We start from the raw sequence: 23,736 nt of genomic DNA, 5'->3' as shown, positions 1-23,736 counted from the left end.
ACTTCCCTATTCCGAGGGTGATGTGCCGAACTTGACCTTCGAATTGTTCAAAAAGATCTTTCACGCCGTCTCTAATTGATTATGAGTTAATTTGCTAAGCTATTGCCGATAATGTTGCTTGATAAGGCGTATGCAGTTATTTAATTAGCTTTATGCAGATCACTTATGTAAGATTTTGGATGAATTTTTGATCAGCAGTAATTTCGTGGTGCTGGTTGACGATTGTTCTAGTCGTGACATGAACCACAAATTATGACATTAATTTTCGATCTTTTTTAAATTCTTTTATTTGTTCGATTGATTCTAAATCCTTGCTGAAAAGCTTCTAAATCTTGTCGTGCTTGAAACCAAATGATGAGGCGCTCACTGCTTTGGTATTCCAACCAATTAGCTTCTGAGGCAACAACCTTCGCGTGAAGAGCGCGTTCAGTTTTTGTTTCAAAGCGGATAACACCTTGGCTCAGAGGAGCATGAACAAAATAATCCCAATTAGGCTCAACCATCATTAATAATATGCTGTTATTAGCCTAGCTTTTGTTCCGATTGGGCCCATTCATAATTGACCATACGTTGCACACTAATTCATTGGATTACGTTAAATTTGGGCACTGTAAATGATTGTGTTGTCCGAAACAAAATCCTTGCTTCAATGCTTTCTCGTCTCATTTGATTGGATCATGTGGCACCTTAAGATGTAAAAAGTAAATCATAGATCTTGGCTTTTGGATTAAAATTAAAAATGCTCCACATTCAGTATCCTTCTCAGCTTTTTTGGCATAGGTACAATAATCAAGGGGCTAATTTAGGAAAATTTAAACGATGCCTATCATTGCAAGTGAAAAAATGGATTCGATGAAAGCTTCGCTAAGGCTAGCTTTTTTCTTAGCTATGTATGTTTTAATGTGTTTTGGAGTTTTGGTTTTGGCTGTTAACGAGTCAACCGCTCAGCCGATCGGATTGCTGGTCGTTGCCATGGTAATGATGCCAATAATTGTTTCAATCTGCGGTGGATTGCCCGTTGATTTTATCAAATCAAAAGCTAAATAGAGTATAGGAAATCTGGATTCATAAGTGCGCAAATAAATCATAATTTGCCCTTGGCTGAAGATGCTAATGCGTCCAACTTTTTCTCAAAGTTATTGTGAGTTCGTCTCTTGAATAATCGTTCTTGACCAGGCTTGCAGGCGATCATCGGTTTTTTCTGATTCATTGTCTTCGTCGATGGGAAGTCCACAGAACATCCCGTCGATAACGCTCTTTGACTCATCAAAAATATATTGCTCAATCGATACGTGACCAATCATTCGACCTCCTGCTGATTCAAAGGATCTGTATAGTTCTTCCATGGCATCGCAGAAGTATTTGCTGAAAGCTGCTGAATCGCCTAACCCTACAATGCCAATGGGTTTATTTTTAAGTTTTAAGTGAGGAATATTGTCGATGTGGTCATCCCATGTTGTGCCAGATCTTTTGACATCAGAACCAGTATTCCAGGTTGGTGTGCAGCAAATTAATGCCTCAGACTCTTCCAATTCTTTTATGAAATCAATTCTATCAAGATCTTTTAATTCTGAACCCGGTAGTAATATATTCAACCTTTCTGCTATGTCTTCTGTGTGGCCAGTTGCTGATGCGTAAACGATAGTAAAGCGCATGAGCCATTGCTTGTAATTTATTACCATAAGTGCTTTTAGGTCCAGTCAAAGTACTTTTTTGACGCGATAATGTTGTGCAATCTACGAATGAATCTGCTTTTCAGTCGATGTCCTGCTCAAGAAGCCAATAAGTGTTCGTTACTGGGATATTAGTGATCTTTTTAAAACAACTGGTCAGGTGCTGCCAAGTCCGTTGAACAGCTCTTTATGAACAACAAATGTATGGTAGAGAGCTGTACCTGATTCGGGTTCGAGTCGTTCCCCATCGGCGTTGAAGCCGATGCTGCACACCAGATTGCCTCTCCAGCTGATCTGATCCGGGCTCTGACTGGCAGACCAGTCCATCATTTCCTGAGCCTGTTTCGGTAGTTGGGCAGAAATTTTTTCACAGGCTTTGTTCAGCTTGTAAAGAGCTGGAGGCTTGGAAGGCAGTGCAAGGGATTTCCTCAATGAAAGCTCATCGAAGATGCCGATGTAGCGGATGTGTTCAATGATCTCAAGCTCGCATGGATCCAGGCCAGCATCGTTGAGTGCAAGCTCGAAAAACTCAACATCCAGGAGGGGACGCTTGATCATGCAGGTTTGATGCCCAAGGTTGAAACCGCCTCGGAAGTGACGAGTTCAATAATGTACAAATGCTATAGCTCCCTCCGCCCAGTAGCCGCAGAACGGAAAAAATAGAGAAATAAAGGGTCGTCGCTTCATCTTGATCATTGTGGGCTTCAACAGTGTCAAATGCAGGTCCCTCGAGGCCCGTGTCCATGCTGTGAAACGGTAGAGCCAATACCAAGGTGGAGCTAGGTTGATCACGGATGTTCGGTTTGCTGGTTTCATTGGAAGCAATATTGACCCGATGATCTGGGTGGAAGCAGGGGCAATCATCGCCCAGATGCTTTGGTCAAACGGCAGAAAGGGAAATATTGGTCAACTACATATGTGCTGACACCTTCAACACCAGAAAGTTTCTAAAGGTCGTGGAGATCTATCAGCGCTGATGCGAACAAATGCAATGCCAGTAGTGTGATGCTGGTTTCTTTGAAACGATTGCTTTCTATGTTCATGTCTCAAAAAATTAATCTTATTATGCTGGATTTGTATCCATGTTGTCTGTGTAATTCCCTTTTGGATGCATCTTTCTGTCGGTGTCTTGGGGGTTGCTCGGGTGCTGCATCAGTTGCTGATTTTATCTAAAAAGTCTGGCTTGCGCCTGATTTTAGCCTGGATATCGTCAAGCATTGAGCTGTAATTTGTGTGCACAATAACCTCCATGCTCTTAACAACATTGTGGATTTTCCAGAGGCCGATTTGTATCTCAGAGCGTGCATAGGTCACCTGCCATGAGTCTGGATTGGGGCGACCGACTTGCTTCACCGTGATCTGGGTCCAGAAGGAGCCGCGGCGATTGGCGGCTTCGTAGCAGTGGCTCACGCTGCCATCGGCCTTCTTTGTCTTCTCGAAGCCGACGCTCTGCAGTTGCTCGCTCCAGTTGGACATTCTCAGGGCATGAATTGACGAACTTAAGCCGTTGCGGGAGGCTGGCAGATTCTCTTGCTTCTCTACTCTGGATTGATCAATTGGGCCTGATTAAATCAATCCTGACCTTAAAAATTTGTTGCCAAGATGAGTAGTGATTTGTGCCGTATGGCCGATCAAATCGAACGGATGCATTGGTTAAGGATTGCCACGGGCATCGATCTTCCGTTGCAATGGAGAGTTGTGCTTACAAGTTCGCAAGAGCGAGAACGGGTGGAGATCCATGATTCCATGGTCAAATTGAAGAATCATTTGATGCTTGATTCGTCGCTGGTCGATCATTGATGGAAAGCTCGGGGAGCTGCTGATCGGCGCTGACGATTGGAGGCAGCGACTCGGCCGGAAGTGCCGCTATCCAGGTGGACCTCAAAACCTTTCAGCGCTTCGATCTCCATGCTGCGTCTGTGATCACGTGTGTCACGGCTCAAAACAGTCTTGTTGTCACGCATGTTGAACCCTTCAGTTGTTATTCGGTTGGTCAGCAGAATGAGGCCGTTTTTTCGGATCTCGTTATCCCCGCCTTGAAATTTGGGATGTTGTATCCATCGGAGATTGTGGATGCTGGTGAGAGTCCTGGCGTCTAGCGATCGCAGCTCGCAATGACGCCACCCACCCCCGTGAGGGGACGGGATGCACTCTCGGTACTGCAGTCATGGCTGCTCTCCTTCTCGGCCTACCACTCGCAGATGCCGTGATCCAGGCCAAGGTCTATGTCAGGCAAGCATTGCTCCAAGCGGATGCCTTTGGGCAGGAACTTGGATGTAAGGGTTGCAGGAGCGAACTTGTGAGCAAGTGAGCTAGGCCCAAGTCCTGCTGCTTTAGAAGGCTGCCCGTTGACGGGGTGGGCAGCTCAGACCATGGCTGGCATGGAAATCTTCTTGGACCTTCCATGTCAGCCGACGCGAAATCTGTCGAACGATCTGTTTCAGCAGATGGTCACCGCTGCTCTGGACCAACTGATCCGGCAACATCGAAATCACTTTGGGTAGCCGGATCCAGACCTTGAGATCAAGGTCCCACTGCACTGAGGTCTGCTCCTCTTCAGGGATCAGTCGCATCCCAGCGCGGAAGTCGACGTCATAGTGATTTTGCAGTGCGAGGGTCTGCGGCACCGTGCGCACGGTTTCGATCCGGTACATCCCTTCCTGTTGTGGCAGCAGTCTCAGAGCGATCGTTGGCTCCACTTCGAAGCCGAAGTTCCCGAACCTCCCCAGGGTCAGGCTGTAGGACTGCAGGTCGATGGCCTCGACCTGCATTGGACTGGCGCAACGCTCAAACCAGCTTTGGTGGTCATCCAGGTAGCGCGCCACGACTGCTTGGGGAGCCAGCATCTGCATCGAATCCTCGAAGTGGCTGCTGTAGCAGCGCACCTGGGGGTCGGCACCGTGAAGCTGATTGTCGGTTTCAGTGGGCGACAAGACAGTCACGGATAAGGAGCTGCCGGCGATGGGCGGATTAAAGATGAACCAATGTAAAGCTCCTTGCGATTCAGTTTTCGCTCAATTGCATCAGTTTTTCGATCACCTCTTCCACAGCCCGGTCTGGGGTTGAGGCACCGGAGGTGATTCCCACCTTGACTGGTCCTTCAGGAAGGAAATCGCCTTCACGACAGAGCTCCGCGGAAAGGGGTTTGTGCTCAATCGAATTGCTGCCGACGTCAATGCGCTCGGGCGTGTCGATGTGGAAGGAGCGGATGCCGCGGCTGATGGCGATTTCCTGCAGGTGGGTGGTGTTCGAGGAGTTGAAGCCACCGATTACCACCATCAGGTCCAAGGGTTCATCCACCAGGGAGAACATGGCGTCCTGACGCTCCTGGGTGGCATCGCAGATGGTGTTGAAGGCCAGGAAGTGATCGTTGAGCTGGGTTGGGCCGTATTTGCTCAACATCGTGCGCTCGAACAGACGTCCGATTTCCTCCGTTTCGCTCTTGAGCATCGTGGTCTGGTTGGCCACACCCAGGCGTTCGAGGTCTCTGTCGGGATCGAAGCCAGGGGAGCACGCTTTGGCAAACCGTTCGATGAAGGCATCACGGTTTCCGTTGCCGAGGATGTAATCGGCGACGTATTGGGCTTCGTCCAGATCCAGCACCACCAGATAGGTACCGGCAAATGAGCTCGTGGCGAGTGTCTCCTCGTGCTTCACCTTCCCGTGAATGATCGAGGTGAAGGTGTGCTTTTTGTGTTTCTCCACGGTGTTCCACACCTTGGAGACCCAGGGACAGGTGGTGTCAACGATGTGACAGCCCCGCTCATTCAGCAGCTGCATTTCCTGAACGGTGGCGCCAAAGGCCGGAAGGATCACCACATCACCCGAGGTGACACCGGAGAAATCCTTCACCCCTTTTTCAACGGGAATGAATTGGACATTCATCTCTCTCAGATGATCGTTCACAGAGGGGTTGTGAATGATCTCGTTCGTGATCCAGAGACGCTCGCTTGGGTAGTGCCTGCGGGTCTCGTAGGCCATTGCCACGGCACGTTCAACGCCCCAGCAGAAACCGAATGCTTCGGCCAGTCGAACGTCGAGCCGACCGTGTTCTAGCCGGTAGCCGTTGTCCCGAATCGTGCCGATCAGACCGCTCTGGTAGGCCTGTTCGAGGCTCTCCGCCACTTCCTCGGCACGCCCGAAGCCTCGCCGGTTGTAACGCTCGGAATGATGGAGGGAGCGCTTGAAGGCGTGGGTGTCCATGGGGTGCGCCGGTGTGGGGTAACTCTATGTGGCCTGAAGCAGCGATCCAGGCAACAAAAAAGCCCGGCCGAACGGCCGGGCTTGAGATCAATAACTGTGCCTGAAAGGAATCAGTTGTTGATGGTGGAGAAACCGGCGTAGGCCTCCATGCCGTGTTCACCGATGTCCAGGCCTTCGGTCTCCTCCTGTTCGGTGACGCGGATACCACCGAAGAGGGCACCGATGATCTGCCAAGCGATGTAGCAAGTGACCACAGTCCAGATGGCGTATGCAGCGGTACCCAGGGCCTGGATGCCGAGCTGCTCAACACCACCGCCAACAAGCAGGCCGAGAGGTGAGCCGTCGCCCTGGACGTCATAGCCCCAGAGGCCAATCACGAGCGTGCCCCACACACCGCACACACCGTGCACGGAGAAGGCTCCCACGGGATCGTCAATGCCTGCGGCATCGAGTGCAGCGACGGAGAAGACGACGATGATGCCGCCCACCAGACCTGCCACCCATGAGCCTGTGAGGGTCAAGTTGCCGCAACCGGCGGTCACGCTCACCAGGCCGGCCAAGATGCCGTTGATGATCATGGTCAGGTCAGGCTTTTTAGAGGTGATCGTGGAGATCACCGTGGCACCGATTGCACCGCCGGCAGCGCCGAGAGTGGTCGTGACAGCCACGTAGGGAACCCACTGGTCCATGGCCAGCTGGGAACCGGGGTTGAAGCCGTACCAGCCGATCCAGAGGATCAGAGCGCCGAGGGTGGCGATGGACATGTTGTGGCCAGGGATGGCCTGCACCTTTCCATCGACGTATTTGCCGATGCGGGGTCCAAGCAGCATGGCGCCGACCAGGCCGGCCCAGGCACCCACGGAGTGCACAATCGAGGAGCCAGCGAAGTCAATGAATTCGACATTGCCCACGCTGTTGAGCCAGCCACCGTTCCACTCCCAGCTGCCAGCAACCGGATAAATGAAGGCAGTGAGGACCAGCGCGAAGATCACGAACTCACCAAACTTGATGCGCTCCGCCACAAGGCCGGAAACGATCGTTGCAGCTGTTCCGGCGAAGGCTGCCTGGAACAGGAAATCAACGGTGGGGACCAGGCCGGCATCGCTGATGGTTTCAGCGGTGACGGTTGGATCGAAGAAGAATCCTGCGAAGTACAGCCAGCCGTCGATCGCGGCATCGCCGTACATGAAGGAGTAGCCCACGAACCAGTAGGCGGTCACCGCAAGGGCGAACACAAACAGGTTCTTGGCGAGGATATTGACAGCATTCTTTTGCCGGCACATGCCTGCTTCGACCATGGCGAAGCCGGCGTTCATAAAGATCACCAGGATGGTGGCGACCAGAAGCCAGAGGTTGTTGGCCAGAAAAGCTGCGGAGAGTTCAGGTAGCTCTTCGGCTTTGGCAGACAGCGTGAAGATGCCCAGGCCCATAAGCGCCAAGGGCGCACAGGCGAGCCAGGTCATGGCGCGGTTGGAGCTGAAGCCACGGATGCTCTTGAGAAGAAGCATCGGGCCTTCCAGGAGGCTTGCCTCTTGGAGTGTTTTGCGCCGCCGTACTGGCGGCGCGTGGAATGCAGTTGTCATGAACGAGGGTGCAGAGCTGCGAGACACGTCTGGAATGTTCCCAGACGAACCAAACCAAGCTGCCTGGGGGAAGCCCCCTTCCATGTTCGATCTGCTACCAAAAATCAAACTGGTCTAACCGGGCGCACTCCCTGCCAATGCACCGCGTCGGCGGCAAAGCTGAAACAGCACGGCAGAACTTCCACGCCGCTGCCGGTGGATTGGCGAAACAGTTCTCCGTAGCGCGGATCGGCACTGTCGCCGGGGGCAAAGTCGTTCACATCTGGGCGGCTGAGGCAGGGCACGAGCACCGCCCGAGCTTCCGGGAGCACACCCATGAGCTCGATCAGATGCTTTTGGCCCCGCTCGGTCACCGTGTCAGGGAATAGTGCGGTTCTGCCGTCGGTCCAGGTTGTGTTCTTTACCTCGAGGTAGATCAGTCGTTGATCGGGGTTCTGTTCTGCCGGGGTCAGCAGGAGGTCAATCCGGCTGCGCTTGTTTGTTCCGTAGGCCACCTCTCCGCGGATTCCCGCAATCGCACCGAGTTGAGTCTCCAGACACCCCGCTTCGATCGTGGCCCGAATCAAGCGGTTGGGGAGGGCGGTGTTAATGCCGACCCAGCATGATTTTCCCTCTGCACCTGGAACTTCGGCTTGTTCCCAGGTCCAGGCAAGCTTGCGTTTCGGAGAGGGGGCGTGGCGGAGTCGCACCCGTTGGCCAGGGATCAAGACCCCCGTCATTGGACCGGTGTTGGCGCAATGGGCCGTGACGGTCTCACCACTGCTCAGTTCCACATCGGCGAGAAAGCGTTTGTAGCGCTTCAGCAGCACGCCCTCCGTCAGGGGTTCAAAACGCAGCAGGGCATCGCCCGGAGAGGGAAGGCCAGTCATGGCAGCAGCCGAGATCTGCCCATGGTCTCGTGCGGTGCATTCACAATGCGCCCAGTGCTGGGGGCGGAATGGCGCGTTCACTCAAGGGGATCGCACTGGTGGTGACCCTTGGCACCCTGCTGAGCAAGGTGGGTGGCCTCATCCGGCAGCTGGTGATCGCAGCGGCTTTTGGGGTTGGTGCTGCCTATGACGCATACAACTACGCCTATGTGCTGCCTGGATTTCTTCTGATCCTCCTCGGGGGGATCAACGGTCCTTTCCACAGCGCCATGGTGAGTGTTCTCAGCCGGCGCCCCCGGGCTGAAGGGGCTCACATCCTTGCTGCGCTCAACACCAGCGTCAGCGCTCTGCTTTTGCTGGTCACGATCGTTCTGGTGCTGGCGGCGGATCCCCTGATCACCCTGGTGGGGCCGGGCCTGGCCCCCGATCTTCACGCCATCGCCAGGGTTCAGCTGCAGGTCATGGCACCGATGGCGCTGTTGGCCGGACTGATTGGGCTCGGCTTCGGTTCCCTCAACGCCGCAGATGAATTCTGGATTCCGGCGATTTCACCGCTGATGTCCAGCGGGGCCTTGATCCTGGGTGTGGGACTTCTGTGGTGGCAGCTCGGTGCTGACATCGCCTTGCCTTCCGCCGCCATGACCGGGGGTGTGGTGTTGGCATTCGCCACGTTGGTGGGGGCTTTATTGCAGTGGTTGATCCAGCTGCCGGCTTTGATCCGGCAGGGGTTGGCTCGGTTCCAATTGGTTTGGGACTGGCGGCATCCCGGTGTGCGGGAGGTCTGGCGTGTGATGGGGCCCGCCACGCTGTCGTCCGGAATGCTTCAGATCAATGTGTTCACGGATCTGTTTTTCGCCTCTGGAATTGTCGGTGCGGCTGCGGGTCTGGGGTACGCCAATTTGCTGGTGCAAACGCCGTTGGGCCTGATCTCGAATGCACTCCTGGTGCCCTTGCTGCCCACCTTCGCCAGGCTCACGGCGCCGGCAGATCGACCGCAGCTGATCGAACGGATCCGCCAGGGGCTCATGCTTTCCGCCGCATCGATGATTCCTCTCGGCGGTTTGTTCATCGCCTTGGGTGGTCCCATCGTCGCCCTGGTCTACGAGCGTGGAGCCTTCGATGCGACAGCGGCTCAGCTGGTGACGGGTTTGCTGATGGCCTACGGCCTTGGCATGCCGGCCTACCTCGGTCGGGATGTGCTGGTGCGTGTCTTTTATGCCCTCGGCGATGGGACGACGCCCTTTCGGCTCTCGCTGGCGGGGATCGGTCTGAACGTGGTTTTTGATTGGCTGTTGGTGGGTGGCCCGACCCCTTGGGGGAATCAGTCGCCGTTCAATTTCGGAGCGCCCGGGTTAGTGCTCGCCACGGTCGCCATCAACCTGCTCACCTGTCTTGCCTTGTTGGTTGCTTTGCAGCAACGGCTCTCAGGCCTCCCATTGCGGCGCTGGGGGCTTGATCTTTTGCGGCTGGCCATCGCTGGTGTGCTGGCCGCAGGCGGTGCCGGGATTCTGTTGGCCGTGGTGAGCTGGCCTTCAGGACTCGTGGGCCTGCTTCTGAAGGTGTCTGCACCTGGCCTGCTGGGTCTGCTGCTGTTTGCCTTGATCGGTGCTCAATTCAAGGTGGCGGAGGTGCGTCAGATCACGCAGCTTTTGGAGGGTCGATTCAGGTCTCGCTGAGACGAATATCACGCTCTTCACGTACCTGGATGGGAAGTTCCAACTGTTCGCGACCTACGAGCTGTGGTCCTTGAACGGAAACGATCCGTGCTTCGATCCCGAACTCCCTGAAGGCGGTTTCCAGTTCCTGAATCAGGGCCTTTTCGACCTGGGCCTCTGCATCGACCACCCGTCCAATCAGCCGTTCACCCAGTCGGCCGATGCGCTGGCGAACGACGTCTCTCGAGTTGGTGACTTCAATGATCAGCACACCAACCGCGGCGGATGGACTGCAACCTTATCCGCAGTAGGGCTCAAGGATTTCTTCGAGATCACGGAGCTGGCTGGGGGGAATGAGTTTGGCGAGGGGGAGCTGACTAGCGCCTCCTGCCAGCGGAACCTTCACGGCGTCGAGAGCCTGCCGAGCAGCTACTTCAGCTCCTTGATTGACGCGAGCACTGCATTCGATTGCGAGGGCGGAGGCCAGCTCGGCATCGCCGAGGTAAAGATGCCAGCCGCTGATTTGAACGTAAAGGCGATCAGCTAAAGCGCTTTGAAGGTCCTGCAGATCGCTGGCGGAAAGGGACATCAGCCCAGGAGGAGCGAGGGGGATGCCTCCATGCTGGCTTTATTCCTCTGGCTTGGGTCGCTGAAGAATTACCCATATCAACTGGCCCAGCCACAAGGTTGTCCAGAGTCCGGTGACCCAGGTCAAGCTTCCCGGAGGAAAGGGATGGCGCATCTCCTGCAGAAACCAACTGCCGCTGTTCACCGCGGCGAAGATGCCGCCGTGAAGGCACAGGTTCACGATGCGCTCGAAATGCCGGTAAGTCGGATCCTCAGGGTTAGCGGGGCCATACCAGCGGATCGGCATTGCTCGGGCACAGAAACACCTGAATCCTGGCGCGGCCGGGGCCCGGTTGACGAGCGGACCCTCGATGGGGTCTGATGGGTCCACGCCAGCGCTTGTAGCTCAGCGGATTAGAGCATCTGACTACGGATCAGAGGGTCGGGAGTTCGAATCTCTCCAGGCGCGTTTCAACTGCCCCCCATGGGCAGTTTTTTTTTGGTTGATCGCTCGGCCTGATCGCTGTGGTTTCTTACGATTGGTCAAAGCTTTACTGACATTTCATGGGCCAGGCTTCTGGACGCGCCATCGACGCTGATCTGGCTCAATCGGATCGGGATATTGCTGCGTTCATCAACCAGGAACAGCAGCGTCAGGAAACCCACCTTGAGCTGATCGCCTCGGAGAACTTCGCGTCCCGCGCGGTGATGCAGGCTCAGGGTTCCGTTCTGACCAACAAGTACGCCGAGGGTCTACCTAGCAAGCGGTATTACGGCGGTTGTGAGCACGTTGATGCCATTGAGGAGTTGGCAATCGAGCGGGCCCAGCAGTTGTTCGGGGCTGCATGGGCCAATGTGCAGCCCCACAGCGGTGCCCAAGCCAACTTCGCCGTTTTTCTGGCCCTGCTACAGCCCGGGGACACGATCATGGGGCTCGACCTGTCCCATGGCGGTCATCTGACCCATGGCTCTCCGGTCAACGTCAGTGGCAAGTGGTTCAACGTCGTTCAATACGGCGTCGATAAGGAGACCCAACGCCTGGATATGGAGGCGATTCGGCAGCTTGCTCTGGAGCACAAGCCCAAGCTGATTGTTTGTGGCTATTCCGCTTATCCGCGAACGATTGACTTCGCTGCGTTCCGTGCCATCGCGGATGAAGTGGGTGCCTATCTGCTGGCCGATATGGCCCACATCGCCGGCCTCGTGGCTGCTGGCGTGCATCCCAGTCCCGTGCCTCACTGCGATGTGGTGACCACCACCACCCACAAAACCCTTCGCGGCCCTCGTGGTGGTTTGATTTTGTGCCGCGATGCTGATTTCGCCAAAAAATTCGATAAGGCCGTTTTCCCGGGCAGTCAGGGCGGCCCTTTAGAGCACGTGATCGCGGCCAAGGCTGTGGCTTTTGGTGAAGCGTTGCAGCCTTCGTTTAAGGCTTACAGCCAGCAGGTGGTCGCCAATGCGGCAGCCCTCGCCGAACAGCTGATTGCCCGCGGCGTCGATGTCGTCAGTGGTGGCACCGATAATCATGTGGTGCTGCTTGATCTGCGGTGCATTTCGATGACAGGAAAAGTGGCTGATCTGCTGGTGAGTGATGTGCACATCACGGCCAACAAGAACACGGTTCCCTTCGACCCCGAATCACCCTTCGTCACCAGTGGCCTGCGTCTGGGAACTGCTGCACTGACCACGCGCGGTTTTGATGTCCAAGCCTTCCGCGAGGTCGCTGATGTGATTGCCGACCGTCTTCTGAATCCGGAGGATGACGCGATTCGGCAGCGTTGCCTGGACCGTGTGGCTGCTCTTTGTGAGCGCTTCCCGCTCTACGCCGACAGCAAGCAGCCTGTTCTGGCGTGAGGTTCGGCCCTTCCGCTCGAAGCAGCTTGGGTGGGTTCTGGTGTGCGGGTTGCAAGCTCTTTAGGATTGGGATTACTCCTTCTGACCGGGGGACCGTTTCTTTCCCGGAGCTTTCTTGAATCTCTTGGCCAGCCCTATTGCGGTTGCCTCGGTCAGTTTTCTTCTGGCCGCGGTGATCACCACGGTGCTGGTGCCCCGGGTGCGACGGCTGGGTCTTCGCTTCGGGTGGACCGATCAGCCCGATGAGCGCAAGCAGCACATCACCCCAATGGTGAGACTTGGAGGGGTTGCCATGGTGCTGGGTTTTTGTCTGGCCTTGGCAGCGGTCTGGTCGATGGGGGGCTTCGGACTGCTGGCTCCGGCAAGGGACCAACTGATTTGGAGCACCCTGGCCGGTTCGCTCTGCTTTTTTCTGATCGGCTTGGCGGATGACCTCTTCGCCCTTTCCCCGTGGCCGCGGCTGGCTGGGCAGGTTGCCGTGGCTTGTGCGGTTTGGAGCCAGGGCGTTCGGATTGGAGCCATCGATCTTCCCTGGTTCACTGCTTCCGCAGGTCCGATTGCCTTGCCGGACGGCCTCAGCCTTCTGGCGACCGTTGTTTGGCTGGTAGGGATTACCAATGCCATCAATTGGTTGGATGGCCTTGATGGCCTCGCCGCTGGGGTTGCTGGCATTGCCGCTGTCGGACTGGTGTCCGTCAGCTTTTCGCTCCATCAGGTGGCCGCTGGATTCCTGGCCGCTGCACTGGCTGGCTGCTGCCTTGGTTTCTTGCGACATAACTTCAACCCAGCCCGGATTTTCATGGGCGATGGGGGTTCTTACTTCCTCGGGTTCACCCTCGCTGCCGTCAGCATCGTGGGACCCGCCAAGGGGCTCACAACCGTCAGCTTGCTGTTGCCGCTCCTGATTCTCTCGCTGCCACTGGCCGACATGTCGGCCGTGATCATGGGCCGGCTGCGGGAAGGTCGCTCTCCCTTCTATCCCGACCGCCGTCACCTCCATCACCGTTTGCTTCGCGCCGGGTTCAGTCATCGGCGCACGGTTCTGTTGATCTACGTCTTCACCCAGTGGCTCGCAGCCCTCGCCCTGGTAGTTGCCAACGCTGAGATGCGCTTCCTCTGGCTGGCTCTCGCCACAGCCATCCTGGTGGCCACGGTCGTGATTAGTCGGCGTCAGCTGCAACACGAGCGGGCCCTGATGCGCACCACGCCGCGTGCCACACCCGTAGACCCTGCTGCCCTTGGGAAGCCGCGTGGCTGAATCGGGCGTTGAAGTTCTGTGTGTGGGCACGGAGTTGCTGTTGGGCGACATCCTCAATGGCAATGCCCGATGGATCGCTGAACAGTTGGCTGGTTTGGGGTTGCCGCATTACCGCCAGACTGTTGTCGGCGACAACAAAGACCGTTTGGTCTCCGCCGTGCGTGAGGCGTCGCAGCGTTGCAGGGTTCTGGTGACGACAGGCGGTTTGGGCCCCACGCCGGATGACCTCACCACAGATGCCCTGGCTGCTGCCTTCGAGACTCCTCTGGAGGAACGTCCCGAGCTCTGGCTGGAGATCCAGCGGAAGTTATCAGCGGGAGGCCGGCCGGTGGCTCCCAGCAATCGCAGCCAGGCTTTTCTCCCCCGCGGGGCTGAGGTTCTTCCCAATCCAAAGGGCTCGGCTCCCGGCATGATCTGGTCGCCGCGACCGGATTTCACCATCCTCACCTTTCCGGGGGTGCCCTCGGAGATGCAGGCAATGTGGACGGAGACTGCCGTCCCGTGGCTCCAAGCGCATGGTGGTGCCACCGGGATATTTGTTAGCCGTCAACTTCGCTTCAGCGGACTTGGTGAATCCGATCTGGCCGAGCATGTTGCGGATCTGTTGGCCTCCACCAACCCAACGGTGGCTCCCTACGCCTCCCTCGGAGACGTGAAATTACGGCTCACAGCCTGTGCACCGAGTGCCGATGCTGCCGCTCAGATGCTGGTGCCGCTTGAAGCGGAGCTGCGCCGTCGCACAGGGGACCACTGCTACGGCGTGGATGAGGACAGCCTGGCGTCGGTGGTGATCAGCCTGCTCAAGCAACAGGATCAGTCTCTGGCGGTGGCTGAATCCTGCACCGGAGGCGCACTGGCGGCGGCTCTCACGGCTGTTGCAGGCTCCTCATCAGTTTTTCAGGGTGGCGTCATCGCCTATAGCAACGCGGTGAAACAGGGCCTGCTTGGGGTGTCGACGGATCTGCTCATGACCCATGGTGCTGTCTCGCAGCCAGTGGTCGAAGCGATGGCCCTGGGAGCCAGGGAGCGCCTGAATTGTGACTGGGCGATTGCGGTGAGTGGAATTGCCGGGCCTGGAGGTGGAAGCGCTGAGAAGCCTGTGGGCTTGGTGCACTTTGCCTTGGCCGGCCCCCATGGTTGTGAGGCTTGGGTGCACCGCTTCGGTGAGCGGCGTGGCCGGGCGGCTATTCAGAAGTTGAGCGTGATCCGCGGCTTAGACCGTCTTCGTCTGCGCTTGCTCGCTCAGGTTTAGGGTCGACGGTTCCTGCGGCTGAACAGTTGAGTTCCGGCACCCTCTACGACAAGGTGTGGGATCTGCATCGGGTGGCGGAGCTTCCCGGCGGATCCACCCAATTGTTTGTCGGGCTTCATCTCATCCATGAGGTCACCAGTCCCCAGGCGTTCTCGGCTTTGAAGGACAAGGGCCTGAAGGTGTGTTGTCCCGAGCGCACTGTGGCCACGGTGGATCACATTGTGCCGACCACCTCCCAGCAACGTCCGTTCGCCGACCCGTTGGCGGAGGAGATGCTCAGCACCTTGGAGCGAAACTGTCAGGAGTACGGCATTCCTCTCAACAACATCGGCAGCGGAAGGCAGGGCATCGTTCATGTGATTGCCCCGGAGCTCGGTCTGACCCAGCCGGGGATGACGGTGGCTTGCGGTGACTCCCACACCTCCACCCATGGCGCCTTCGGGGCGATCGCCTTCGGAATCGGGACCAGTCAGGTCCGCGATGTGCTTGCCAGCCAGAGCCTGGCCATGAACAAGCTCAAGGTGCGCCGAATTCAGGTGAATGGTCTCCTGTCGGAGGGGGTGTCTGCGAAGGATCTGATCCTTCATGTGATTCGCCGCCTTGGCGTGAAAGGCGGCGTTGGTTACGCCTATGAGTTCGCAGGGCCTGCGATCGAGGCGCTGTCCATGGAAGAGCGGATGACCCTCTGCAACATGGCGATCGAGGGTGGAGCCCGTTGCGGTTACGTCAATCCTGATCAGATCACCTTTGACTATCTGAAAGGTCGTCCCCATGCCCCCGAGGGTGATGCCTGGACCCGCGCTGTCTCCTGGTGGAGCTCCCTGTCCACCGACCCCGATGCAACGGTCGACGATGAGGTGGTCTTCGATGCGGCTGCGATTCCACCCACGGTGACCTGGGGCATCACTCCCGGCCAGGGTCTGGGGATCGATGAAACGGTTCCCAGCCTCGATCAGCTGGATTCAGGGGAGCGTCCGATCGCGGAGGAGGCTTACCGCTATATGGATCTCCAGCCAGGAACGGCCATTGCTGGAGTCCCTGTGGATGTCTGTTTCATCGGCAGCTGCACCAATGGTCGTCTCAGCGATCTCCGTGCCGCTGCCGATGTGGCCCGTGGGCGCCAGGTGGCTGAGGGCATCAAGGCGTTTGTGGTTCCCGGCTCGGAGCAGGTGGCAAAAGCCGCTGAAGCGGAAGGGCTGGATGCGGTGTTCCGTGCCGCAGGCTTCGAGTGGCGGGAGCCCGGTTGTTCGATGTGTCTGGCCATGAATCCGGACCGGTTGGAGGGACGACAGATCAGCGCCAGCTCCAGCAATCGAAATTTCAAGGGTCGTCAGGGATCGGCCAGTGGGCGGACTTTGTTGATGAGTCCAGCGATGGTGGCCGCTGCTGCCGTGAATGGTCGTGTGACTGATGTCCGTACTTTGATTTCTCCGTCAGCATCGTGATGGCTCTCTTCCCGACTGGTCCTGTTCAGCATGTGAGTGGAACGGCCATTGCCGTTCCAGGCGAAGACATCGATACGGATCGGATTATTCCGGCACGGTTTCTTAAATGCGTCAGTTTCGAGGCGCTGGGCGACCAGGTGTTTGCTGATGACCGTCTGGAACTCTCCGGTGAGCATCCCTTTGATCAGGTCCGTTATCAGGGTGCCTCGATCCTGATGGTGAATGGCAATTTCGGCTGCGGTTCCAGCCGTGAGCATGCACCCCAGGCGTTGATGCGCTGGGGAATCCGTGCGGTGGTCGGTGTCAGTTTTGCGGAGATTTTCTATGGCAACTGCCTCGCTCTGGGCATTCCCTGTGCAACGGCTGCGCCGGATGAGATCAAGGCGATTCAGGCGCAGGTGTCTCGTGAACCAGGTGGCTCGTGGCAGCTGGACCTTGCTGGTTTGCAATTGACGTCTGCGGAGTCCAGCTGGCCTGTGTCGATCGATGCCGGCCCTTTGGACATGTTGCGCAGCGGTCGCTGGGATGCCACGTCCCAGCTTCTGGATAATGGCCCTCAGGTCGCAGCGTTGATGCAATCACTGCCTTACATCAACCAATTCGCCGCCAATTGACGGTCAAGTACGACTCCTGTGTCTATGAAAGAGACAGGAGGTTGCGTGTTGATGGCTCATTCGTTGTCGCGGTTGTTGTTGCCGTTGTTGGTTCTTGTCGGTGTCGGTCCCGCAGGTGCCATGCCGCTTCAGGTCCAGCCCCACGATCCCTTGGATCGCAGCTGTCCTGGTTGTGACCTGCGCCATGCGGATTTTCGTCAAGCTCATCTCATCGGCGCTGATTTTCGGGGAAGCGATTTGCGCGGAGCCGATCTCAGGGAGGCGAATCTTGAAGGTGCTGATCTGACGGGGGCCCTGCTGCAGGGAGCTGACCTTCGGGGAGCCAACCTCACCAATGCGGAGCTGTCTGGTGTGGATCTGCGCAATGCCGATCTGCGGGACGCTCAGGTGATCAATGCCTATGCGCCGAACGTTCGGACCACTGGCATGCGTTATGCCGGTGCCTCACTGCTCGGAAGTGATCTGATCATCGGTGGCGGTGACTGATCAGAAGGGTCGATCCGAGTTGCTGATGTCCATCCAGTTCGTCGGGGTGTAAGGCACAAACGGCACTCCCGTGCCTTTAAAGCCAAAGTCGTTGAGACGGAAGCGGACGCCACCAATACCTTCGTACGGATTGAAGTAGATCCCGACGTCATAACTGCGACGTTGCCAGCGCAGTTCGACGTTCGAGTTGACCGTTTTGCCGTAGTACTCCGAACCGGGGTCGACGTTGTAACTGACGCCTGTACTCAGCACGACTGGCCCCACGATCTGCTGGGTGAGCCCGATTCCAAGGGTGGCGAGATCGACGTTCCGATCAAAGGCGAAGGGGCTGTTGCCGTTTTTCAGGGAGCCGCTGCCCACGATCGAGATCTGTGTGAAATCGAGGAAAGGCTTGCTGAAGGTGCCCAGGGTGATGGTGGGCCCTCCGCTGAGGCTCAGGGTCTCTTGGTGACGGCCATCGCCATAGGCAGCCACCGAAGTGTTGACGTTGGTGTGCAGACTCAACCCGGGAACAATTGGGACGGGGGAATAGCGATAGGCCGCCGTTGGAATCAGCTCTGCTGTGTTCCCTTTCAACAGGGGAATCTGGCTGGTGATTGAGGCATACAAGCTGCCACGCCCAGTACGTACGGGGCGGTTGCTGTTGAAGCGATCGGCGTCGTAGTCACCGATGGCACCTCGAATCAGATAGTTGTGATCTATGTCCCCTGTCGACCAGCTGCCCCGGGTCTGAGTGTAGATGCCATAGGCCGCATTGATGTCGGTCTCGCCCAGGGAGCCATTCCAAGTGCGGTAGCGGTAAGCCCCGAACAGCTTCGTTTCCAGCACGCCCAAACTGCCCAGGTCGATATCTCTGCCGAAGCTTCCCCAGAAGCGACTTGCGCTGAGGATGTCATCGGCATCAAAGCTGCTCATGTCGGCGTCGGCGCTCAGCCTGTAATCCCCGTACCGGCCACGAAGTTTGGCGTCCAAGCCAAACAAATCACCGGCACTGTTGAAATCGCCGTCCATGGCGCGCTGGAGCATGAACTGCGGCTGAAGGGATAGCTCCGTGCTGGTACCGATGGTTAGAGGCTTGAGGTTGCGTCCTACAAAAAGGCCACCGCGGTCTTTGTTGTCGATGCCAACAACCAGACGGTTCTCAACTTCCTCCTCCTTCTGGATGAGCTGTCGACGTGTCACAGGGATGGGCAGTCGCTCTTCGACGATCAGGCGGTTGCGACGCGCCGAGATCAGCACATCACCATTGGCTTGTTCCCTGGCAATCACATCCTCTGCATCGATCCTGGTTTGAGCAGGGGTGAACGGATCGTTGCTGAATCCCATGCGGTCGGCTTGCCAGCCATCAGCCGTGATCAAGACCTTCGAAGCCTGGATTCTCCAGCGGCTGATCGTGCCATTCAGGAGATTTGTGCTTCCCAGACTCTTTAGTTGAGGAACTTTGACCACACCGAAGCGGTTTTCATCCCTGATTGAGGAATTCAGGCGTTGAACGGGGATGCCGCTGCGTCGTTCGATGCTGAAACTGCCCTGGAAGTCGATGTCCGAGACGCGCTGGTCGATCTTGGCAATAGCCTCCGTCCGCATGGCTTGCTGCTGGGCCGGGGGAATCGGTTCCTGTTCGGTTTTGCCATCACTGGAGACATGGCGCTGGGGGTCACCGCCGTCACCGAGGGCAATGGAGTCGAGGCGGTCAGAAAGGGAGGAAGGCTTGACGCGATGGTCGCGATCCGGATCTGCGCACTCCGGCAGGGGAGGCATCATGGCGCTCTCCGGCTGGGGTGTGTCCCGTCCCCAGCGATAGCGCAGACCGAGCAAGTAGGCATTGCTGCCTTCGCTGACCCCTCCATAGGTACCGAACGCACCGGAGCGGTGGTGAATGCGGCCGACGAGTGACAGGTCGGAGGAGACAGCGGCCTCGACCTCGAAGCCGAGATAGTTCAGCAGTTGGGTGTAGTTCTCGCGGAATGTTTTCTCGTAAAGGCTGACGTCAGAGTTGTAACTGATGCCTTCCACGAAGCTGAGGCTCAGCCACGGCTGAACCCAGACGCGCGCTCCGATCCCCAGGACTCCTTCGCCGAAGGCTTGTGGGGGTAGATCGGCATAGGGGTTGCTCTGGTTGAATTCGCCCCCCTGTTGCTGCTTGGCCATGTGGCTGAACAGGTCAGCCTCAAGTTCGATGGCCAGTGGTCCAGCGCGCATGATTCGCCTTTGCACGCCCAAGCCCAGCACGGCTTCCGGTCGCATCCGACCGTTGAACATGAAGGTGTCGCCGAAGGCGGCATCAATCATCTGGCCTCCCCAGGCCGTGACCGCCCAGGGTTGTGGATGCCAGTCGGGTACCGGAGGGAGGAGAGGAGGACAGGCCACCGGAGGCATGTCCTCGTTGCTGTCTGGGGTGACTTCTGTGGAGGAAATCTTTGACGGCGACTCAGATGGCGTCTCAGGCCGTTTCTCAGTCGCTGGGGATGTCGTGCGAGAGGTTGTAAACGGATTGGTGAGGGGCTCTTCTAGGTCGATGACCCCATAGACATCATTGAGCTGACCTTCGTTTTGGACGAGGTTGTAGCGGAAGCTTGACGCTTGAAAATATTGCTTGCCGCGTCTTAAACGCACGGCACCGCGGGCATAGAGCGTGCGGAAGCCAGCATCGAATTCAATCCGATCGGCGCGCAGTTCAGCGTTTCCGAGCTGAATGCTGACGTTGCCTTCGGCAATTGTGGCTTTGGTGTTGCGATCGCTGTACTGACGATCTGCCTGGATTTTCAGATGTGCGGGTGCTGGTGCCACAGCGGATATCTGTTCAGCCGATGAGGCTGAAACTGGCAATGCCGAGACCGGTCCCGTAATCAGGGTTCCAGTCAGTGCGAAGAGAAGGCGATGAGCCCCCAAGGCAATCCTGCTGCGGGCCACGATCCTGCCAGCTGAGCCCAAGGATCAAGCCTTGATCAGACCAGTGCGTTGCGCGGTCTGTTCGAGAGGGTCACTCAATCTTCGAGGTCTTTGCGGCTGGGAGTGCGGCTTGGATCGCTCGCAAGGAACCCGAACACGAAAATGCCGATGAAAAAGAAGACGACCGAATAGACGGAGATCTTGAGGGCGAGCATGGAGACCGACCGGCGTCTGTGACAAGGGCATCATCTTATGGGGCATAACAGCGTTAGCTGGGGAATGAACCCTGAACAGGTCGCTCGATCGGAGTGGATTGAAACGTTTCGCAGTCGGTCGCGTCGTGATCTGCGTGCGAATTGGTGCCGGTCAGGTTCTGCCAAGGCCGGTGTTTTTCTTGATGAAACTTGGGGATCGACCCATCGCCCGGACTGGGCCAAACGTGGTCTGCTGATTTGGCCAAGGGGGCGTCAATGGCTGCGTCTTGAACAGCGGTTGTTCTGGCCAGATGGCTGGTGCAATAGGGAGTCTTGCCGTGCACGACTGGTGCTGAGCTGGTGGGCTGAGCACATGCGGCTATGGGTTGACGACGTGCTGGTGCATGAGGGGGATCTGTTTGATACCGCCTGTCGTTGGCCTCTTCCCGAGCGATGCCGCCAGGGGTCTGCGCTGAATCTTCTGCTGGAGCTTCGCAGCCCACTGCATGACGATGGAGCTCTGATCAGCAGCCATCTGGACCTGGAGCCGCAATCAGCGGGCACGGATCCAGATGGCACGCTGCTCCCCTCGGCCTTGGAACTGCATCTGGCAGCGGATGGTGATCTGCCGCCGCATTGGGCGGATCTGGACCCCAGCGGCGCTGAGGCTCAGGTCGCTGTCGCGACGCACCTTCACCAGGCGGCAAGCCCTGGAGGTTCAATGCATTGGCTCGGTCATGCTCATTTGGATCTGGCCTGGCTCTGGCCGGTTGCCGATACCTGGCAGGCCGCTGAACGCACCTTTCGATCGGCATTAGCTCTGATGCGGCGTTGGCCTGAGCTGCGCTTTGCCCATTCCACGCCGGCGCTTTACGCCTGGATGGAGCAGCATCGCCCTGCTCTGTTTGCTGAGATCCAGGAGGCCAGCCGCGACGGCCGCTGGGAGCCGATTAATGGTCCCTGGGTGGAGACGGACTGCGTTCTGGTCAGCACGGCGTCGTTGTGGAATCAATTCGCTCTTGGTCAGGACGACAGCCGTCGCCGCTTCCCGGAATGGGTCCATGAATTGGCCTGGCTGCCAGACAGCTTTGGCTTCGCGGCAGGATTGCCTGCGGTGGCTGCCGCCACCGGTGTGCGCTGGTTCTGTACGCACAAGTTGGCCTGGAATGCTGAGAACCCATTCCCGCACCGTGTGTTCCGTTGGCGTGGACGGGGACGATCCGAACTTCGGAGCCTGATGCTGCCGCCGATCGGGCGTCGTGCTGACCCCGTGGAGATGTTGGTGGAGCAGCGTGCATGGCATCAGGCCACGGGGCTAGAAACGGCGCTCTGGATCCCTGGTGTTGGAGATCACGGTGGTGGTCCCACCGACGAGTTGCTGGAGCAGATCGAGCTCTGGGAGGGGCAAACGAATGCGTTGCCTACCCAAGCCGGCACGGTGCGTGAGTTCCTGACGGAGCTGGAGCGGGGCGATCAGGCCTGGCCGGTGTGGCGTGATGAGCTGTTTCTGGAGTTGCACCGCGGCTGCGCCACCAGCCGGCCAGATCAGAAGCGTCACAACCGCACGCTGGAGAGGCTTTTGCGGGAAGCCGACGCTGCTTCGGCCCTGTTGGCACTCGCTGGTCAGGACAGCGGCAGCAGTGATTGGCGTCCGCTGTTGTTTCAGCAGTTTCACGACATCCTTCCGGGAACTTCGATCCCGGAGGTGTTTGAGCAGGCGGAACCGGTCTGGTGCTTGGCTCGGCGCCAGGCCCGCCAGGAACGCGACCGGAGGCTGGCAAGGCTGCCTTGTGCGAATGACTCCGCGGTGGACTGGAGTTGGTGGGGTCTGCAACCTTTGGCCTCATGGTCACCAATGGTTCGCCTTCCAGCTGGATCGTGGTCGGTCGATGCCGTTTCACTGCCCCAGCAGGCTGCTGCGGTTGGTGGGACTTGGGTGCAGTTGCCATGTCAGCAAGGCAGTTGCTCTGTGCCCCTCAGGCGTGAACCAGGGTTGAAGCACTGTGCTTCTGAACCCCGTCACCCCGTGGTCATCGCATCGCTGGGGTCAGGAGCCTGGCGTCTGGGTAATGATTTGATTGAACTTGATGTCTCCGCAGCCGGACTCCTTGCTTTCAAGGGGAGTGATGGAAGAGAGCAGTTATCGGCGCCGCTGCAGCTCGAGCGCTACCGAGACCGTGGAGAATTTTGGGATGCCTGGGATCTGGCTGCTGGTTACCGCTCCAATCCCCTGGGTGTTGGCTCCACGGGATCGTTGCAATGGCTCGAGAAGGGCTCCCTGGTCGCCCATTTGGTGCTGAGGCGAAAAATTGGCGCCAGTTCCATGCGCCTGGACCTGCGGCTGAAGGCCGATACGCCTTGGCTGGAGCTGATCTGCAGCATCGACTGGTGCCAGACCCACGAGTTGTTGCGCCTGGAGCTGCCGCTGGCGACTCCCGCCGTTCGGATCGGTGCCGACACCAGTGGAGGGGTGATTGAACGCCCCGCTGAGCCGATGACACCTCGGGAAAAAGCCCGTTGGGAAGTCCCTGTGATCTCTTGGTTCGCCTCGCAGTCGGCGGCTCCTGGAGGTGGGTTGGCTGTGTTGCTGGATGGTCCTCAGGGGGTTGATTGGTCTCCATCACGACTTGGCATTTCGCTGCTGCGCGGTCCAACCTGGCCTGATCCCAGTGCTGATAAGGGCTGGCATCGCCAGCGTCTTGCTCTCATGCCGTTGTCAGGCTCCTGGAGTGATGCCGGTGTACCGCAGGCTGCGATTGCATTTCGCGAGCCTGGTTGTTGTGCACCTCTGCCCGCTGAGCTGCGTCAGTGGTTCCCATCGCTCCCGAATCAGCTCACGCCGGTTGCTCTGCAGCGCAATGGCGGTGACTGTTTGCTGAAGCTGATGAACGCGGGATCTGCGCGCTGTAGATGGGCCCCTGGTTCAGGCTGGCGCGTTCGCTTTCAAGCCGACTCAACTGCAACAGATCAAGTGGTGATCGCTCCCGGAGACCTCGTGTCTCTCGTGCTGTTTCAGTCCTCGTGATCGTCAAACGGGTCATCGAGAGCTTTTGATGGCGGACCAAAGGCCTGGTACACACCAAAACCGGTGAGTCCGAACAAAACGGCGAGCACACCGATGGCAACGGACAGGGCTGGGGACGACGTTTCCATCACATCTCTCGACAGGATCGACCCCGAACCGGAGTCGG

At 57.7% G+C, this 23,736-nt stretch carries 26 protein-coding genes and 1 tRNA gene; 13 read left to right on the top strand and 14 right to left on the bottom strand.

The features are described 5' to 3' along the window. Nucleotides 1-275: 275 nt before the first annotated feature. A complete protein-coding gene (locus DXY30_RS13615; RefSeq protein WP_137006820.1) occupies nt 276-503 on the bottom strand; it encodes a hypothetical protein in 228 nt (75 codons plus the stop codon). Between the two features lie 316 nt (nt 504-819). Between DXY30_RS13615 and DXY30_RS08135 the strand changes: the two genes are divergently transcribed. Beyond that, entirely contained in the window at nt 820-1,047 is a 228-nt protein-coding gene (locus DXY30_RS08135) for a hypothetical protein (protein ID WP_137006819.1), read from the top strand. 89 nt (nt 1,048-1,136) lie between these two features. Here DXY30_RS08135 and fldA read toward each other — a convergent pair whose 3' ends face one another. From fldA to DXY30_RS08120, 3 genes are all read right to left on the bottom strand, one after another. Then, nucleotides 1,137-1,655, bottom strand: a complete 519-nt coding sequence (fldA, locus tag DXY30_RS08130) for a flavodoxin FldA (protein ID WP_115094948.1) — start codon at nt 1,653-1,655, stop codon at nt 1,137-1,139. Nucleotides 1,656-1,829: 174 nt separating this feature from the next. Then, the gene (locus tag DXY30_RS08125) at nt 1,830-2,231 is read right to left on the bottom strand and encodes a hypothetical protein (protein ID WP_115094396.1); all 402 of its coding nucleotides are present in this window, start codon (nt 2,229-2,231) and stop codon (nt 1,830-1,832) included. 594 nt (nt 2,232-2,825) lie between these two features. Beyond that, nucleotides 2,826-3,149, bottom strand: coding sequence for a hypothetical protein (locus tag DXY30_RS08120; protein ID WP_115094394.1), 324 nt, complete (start codon nt 3,147-3,149; stop codon nt 2,826-2,828). A gap of 147 nt (nt 3,150-3,296) precedes the next feature. On the opposite strand from DXY30_RS08120, the gene DXY30_RS14170 reads away from it, so the two are divergent. The 3 genes from DXY30_RS14170 to DXY30_RS08110 are packed head-to-tail and all read left to right on the top strand — an operon-like array spanning nt 3,297 to nt 3,984. After that, complete coding sequence (locus tag DXY30_RS14170) at nt 3,297-3,473, top strand: hypothetical protein (protein ID WP_170951209.1); 177 nt, start codon at nt 3,297-3,299, stop codon at nt 3,471-3,473. 29 nt (nt 3,474-3,502) lie between these two features. Then, on the top strand, nt 3,503-3,772 hold the full coding sequence (locus DXY30_RS14690) for a bifunctional hydroxymethylpyrimidine kinase/phosphomethylpyrimidine kinase (protein WP_115094391.1): 270 nt from the start codon (nt 3,503-3,505) through the stop codon (nt 3,770-3,772). 2 nt (nt 3,773-3,774) lie between these two features. Next, nucleotides 3,775-3,984, top strand: coding sequence for a bifunctional hydroxymethylpyrimidine kinase/phosphomethylpyrimidine kinase (locus DXY30_RS08110; protein ID WP_115094390.1), 210 nt, complete (start codon nt 3,775-3,777; stop codon nt 3,982-3,984). 22 nt (nt 3,985-4,006) lie between these two features. Here the strand turns inward: DXY30_RS08110 and DXY30_RS08105 are convergent, their stop codons facing one another. The 4 genes from DXY30_RS08105 to sfsA form a co-directional block, all read right to left on the bottom strand. Further along, nucleotides 4,007-4,615, bottom strand: a complete 609-nt coding sequence (locus DXY30_RS08105) for a DUF1997 domain-containing protein (RefSeq protein WP_115094388.1) — start codon at nt 4,613-4,615, stop codon at nt 4,007-4,009. A gap of 61 nt (nt 4,616-4,676) precedes the next feature. After that, nucleotides 4,677-5,876: a 4-hydroxy-3-methylbut-2-enyl diphosphate reductase gene (locus DXY30_RS08100; protein WP_115094386.1), complete on the bottom strand. Its 1,200-nt coding sequence runs from the start codon at nt 5,874-5,876 to the stop codon at nt 4,677-4,679. A 110-nt stretch (nt 5,877-5,986) separates the two neighbouring features. Then, complete coding sequence (locus DXY30_RS08095; protein WP_115094384.1) at nt 5,987-7,459, bottom strand: ammonium transporter; 1,473 nt, start codon at nt 7,457-7,459, stop codon at nt 5,987-5,989. Nucleotides 7,460-7,563: 104 nt separating this feature from the next. Next, on the bottom strand, nt 7,564-8,328 hold the full coding sequence (sfsA, locus tag DXY30_RS08090) for a DNA/RNA nuclease SfsA (protein WP_115094382.1): 765 nt from the start codon (nt 8,326-8,328) through the stop codon (nt 7,564-7,566). A 68-nt stretch (nt 8,329-8,396) separates the two neighbouring features. Between sfsA and murJ the strand changes: the two genes are divergently transcribed. After that, nucleotides 8,397-10,004: a murein biosynthesis integral membrane protein MurJ gene (gene murJ, locus DXY30_RS08085; protein WP_115094380.1), complete on the top strand. Its 1,608-nt coding sequence runs from the start codon at nt 8,397-8,399 to the stop codon at nt 10,002-10,004. Here murJ and DXY30_RS08080 read toward each other — a convergent pair. From DXY30_RS08080 to DXY30_RS08070, 3 genes are read right to left on the bottom strand one after another with little or no spacing between them, the layout of a single operon-like run. Next, nucleotides 9,991-10,254, bottom strand: coding sequence for a cytochrome-c oxidase (locus DXY30_RS08080; RefSeq protein ID WP_115094378.1), 264 nt, complete (start codon nt 10,252-10,254; stop codon nt 9,991-9,993). The genes murJ and DXY30_RS08080 overlap by 14 nt on opposite strands. Nucleotides 10,255-10,281: 27 nt before the next feature. Beyond that, nucleotides 10,282-10,572 (bottom strand): DUF3181 family protein, encoded by a 291-nt coding sequence (locus DXY30_RS08075; protein ID WP_115024944.1) that lies wholly within the window; start codon nt 10,570-10,572, stop codon nt 10,282-10,284. Between the two features lie 39 nt (nt 10,573-10,611). Beyond that, nucleotides 10,612-10,857 (bottom strand): hypothetical protein, encoded by a 246-nt coding sequence (locus tag DXY30_RS08070; RefSeq protein ID WP_115094377.1) that lies wholly within the window; start codon nt 10,855-10,857, stop codon nt 10,612-10,614. Between the two features lie 88 nt (nt 10,858-10,945). Here DXY30_RS08070 and DXY30_RS08065 point away from each other — a divergent pair. The 7 genes from DXY30_RS08065 to DXY30_RS08035 all read left to right on the top strand — a co-directional run bounded on the left by DXY30_RS08065 (nt 10,946) and on the right by DXY30_RS08035 (nt 17,459). Continuing rightward, a tRNA-Arg gene (locus DXY30_RS08065) sits at nt 10,946-11,019 on the top strand. Nucleotides 11,020-11,114: 95 nt separating this feature from the next. Continuing rightward, complete coding sequence (gene glyA, locus DXY30_RS08060) at nt 11,115-12,404, top strand: serine hydroxymethyltransferase (protein WP_115094375.1); 1,290 nt, start codon at nt 11,115-11,117, stop codon at nt 12,402-12,404. Between the two features lie 115 nt (nt 12,405-12,519). Beyond that, nucleotides 12,520-13,662 carry a glycosyltransferase family 4 protein gene (locus tag DXY30_RS08055; protein ID WP_115094373.1) on the top strand — a complete coding sequence of 381 codons (1,143 nt, stop codon included), beginning with the start codon at nt 12,520-12,522 and terminating at the stop codon, nt 13,660-13,662. After that, nucleotides 13,655-14,914, top strand: coding sequence for a competence/damage-inducible protein A (locus tag DXY30_RS08050; RefSeq protein ID WP_115094371.1), 1,260 nt, complete (start codon nt 13,655-13,657; stop codon nt 14,912-14,914). Before DXY30_RS08055 ends, DXY30_RS08050 begins: the two co-directional genes overlap by 8 nt. A gap of 26 nt (nt 14,915-14,940) precedes the next feature. Beyond that, nucleotides 14,941-16,359 carry a 3-isopropylmalate dehydratase large subunit gene (gene leuC / locus DXY30_RS08045; protein WP_115094369.1) on the top strand — a complete coding sequence of 473 codons (1,419 nt, stop codon included), beginning with the start codon at nt 14,941-14,943 and terminating at the stop codon, nt 16,357-16,359. Then, on the top strand, nt 16,359-16,973 hold the full coding sequence (locus DXY30_RS08040; protein WP_115094367.1) for a 3-isopropylmalate dehydratase small subunit 2: 615 nt from the start codon (nt 16,359-16,361) through the stop codon (nt 16,971-16,973). Before leuC ends, DXY30_RS08040 begins: the two co-directional genes overlap by 1 nt. 51 nt (nt 16,974-17,024) lie before the next feature. Then, nucleotides 17,025-17,459, top strand: coding sequence for a pentapeptide repeat-containing protein (locus tag DXY30_RS08035; protein ID WP_115094947.1), 435 nt, complete (start codon nt 17,025-17,027; stop codon nt 17,457-17,459). Here the strand turns inward: DXY30_RS08035 and DXY30_RS08030 are convergent, their stop codons facing one another. Together DXY30_RS08030 and DXY30_RS08025 are read right to left on the bottom strand one after the other, a co-directional pair. Then, nucleotides 17,460-20,249, bottom strand: coding sequence for a DUF3769 domain-containing protein (locus DXY30_RS08030; RefSeq protein WP_244281337.1), 2,790 nt, complete (start codon nt 20,247-20,249; stop codon nt 17,460-17,462). A 197-nt stretch (nt 20,250-20,446) separates the two neighbouring features. Beyond that, on the bottom strand, nt 20,447-20,566 hold the full coding sequence (locus tag DXY30_RS08025) for a photosystem II reaction center protein I (protein ID WP_006172424.1): 120 nt from the start codon (nt 20,564-20,566) through the stop codon (nt 20,447-20,449). A 64-nt stretch (nt 20,567-20,630) separates the two neighbouring features. Between DXY30_RS08025 and DXY30_RS08020 the strand changes: the two genes are divergently transcribed. Further along, entirely contained in the window at nt 20,631-23,570 is a 2,940-nt protein-coding gene (locus DXY30_RS08020; RefSeq protein WP_115094365.1) for a glycoside hydrolase family 38 C-terminal domain-containing protein, read from the top strand. On the opposite strand, the gene psbN is transcribed toward DXY30_RS08020, so the two are convergent. Beyond that, nucleotides 23,558-23,698 carry a photosystem II reaction center protein PsbN gene (gene psbN, locus DXY30_RS08015; RefSeq protein ID WP_011363291.1) on the bottom strand — a complete coding sequence of 47 codons (141 nt, stop codon included), beginning with the start codon at nt 23,696-23,698 and terminating at the stop codon, nt 23,558-23,560. The genes DXY30_RS08020 and psbN overlap by 13 nt on opposite strands. Nucleotides 23,699-23,736 lie beyond the last annotated feature (38 nt).

This window comes from Synechococcus sp. UW106, assembly GCF_900474015.1.
Taxonomy (GTDB): Bacteria; Cyanobacteriota; Cyanobacteriia; order PCC-6307; family Cyanobiaceae; genus Parasynechococcus.
The sequence above is the reverse complement of the archived record's forward strand: the minus strand, read 5'-3'. Positions and strand labels throughout refer to the sequence as shown.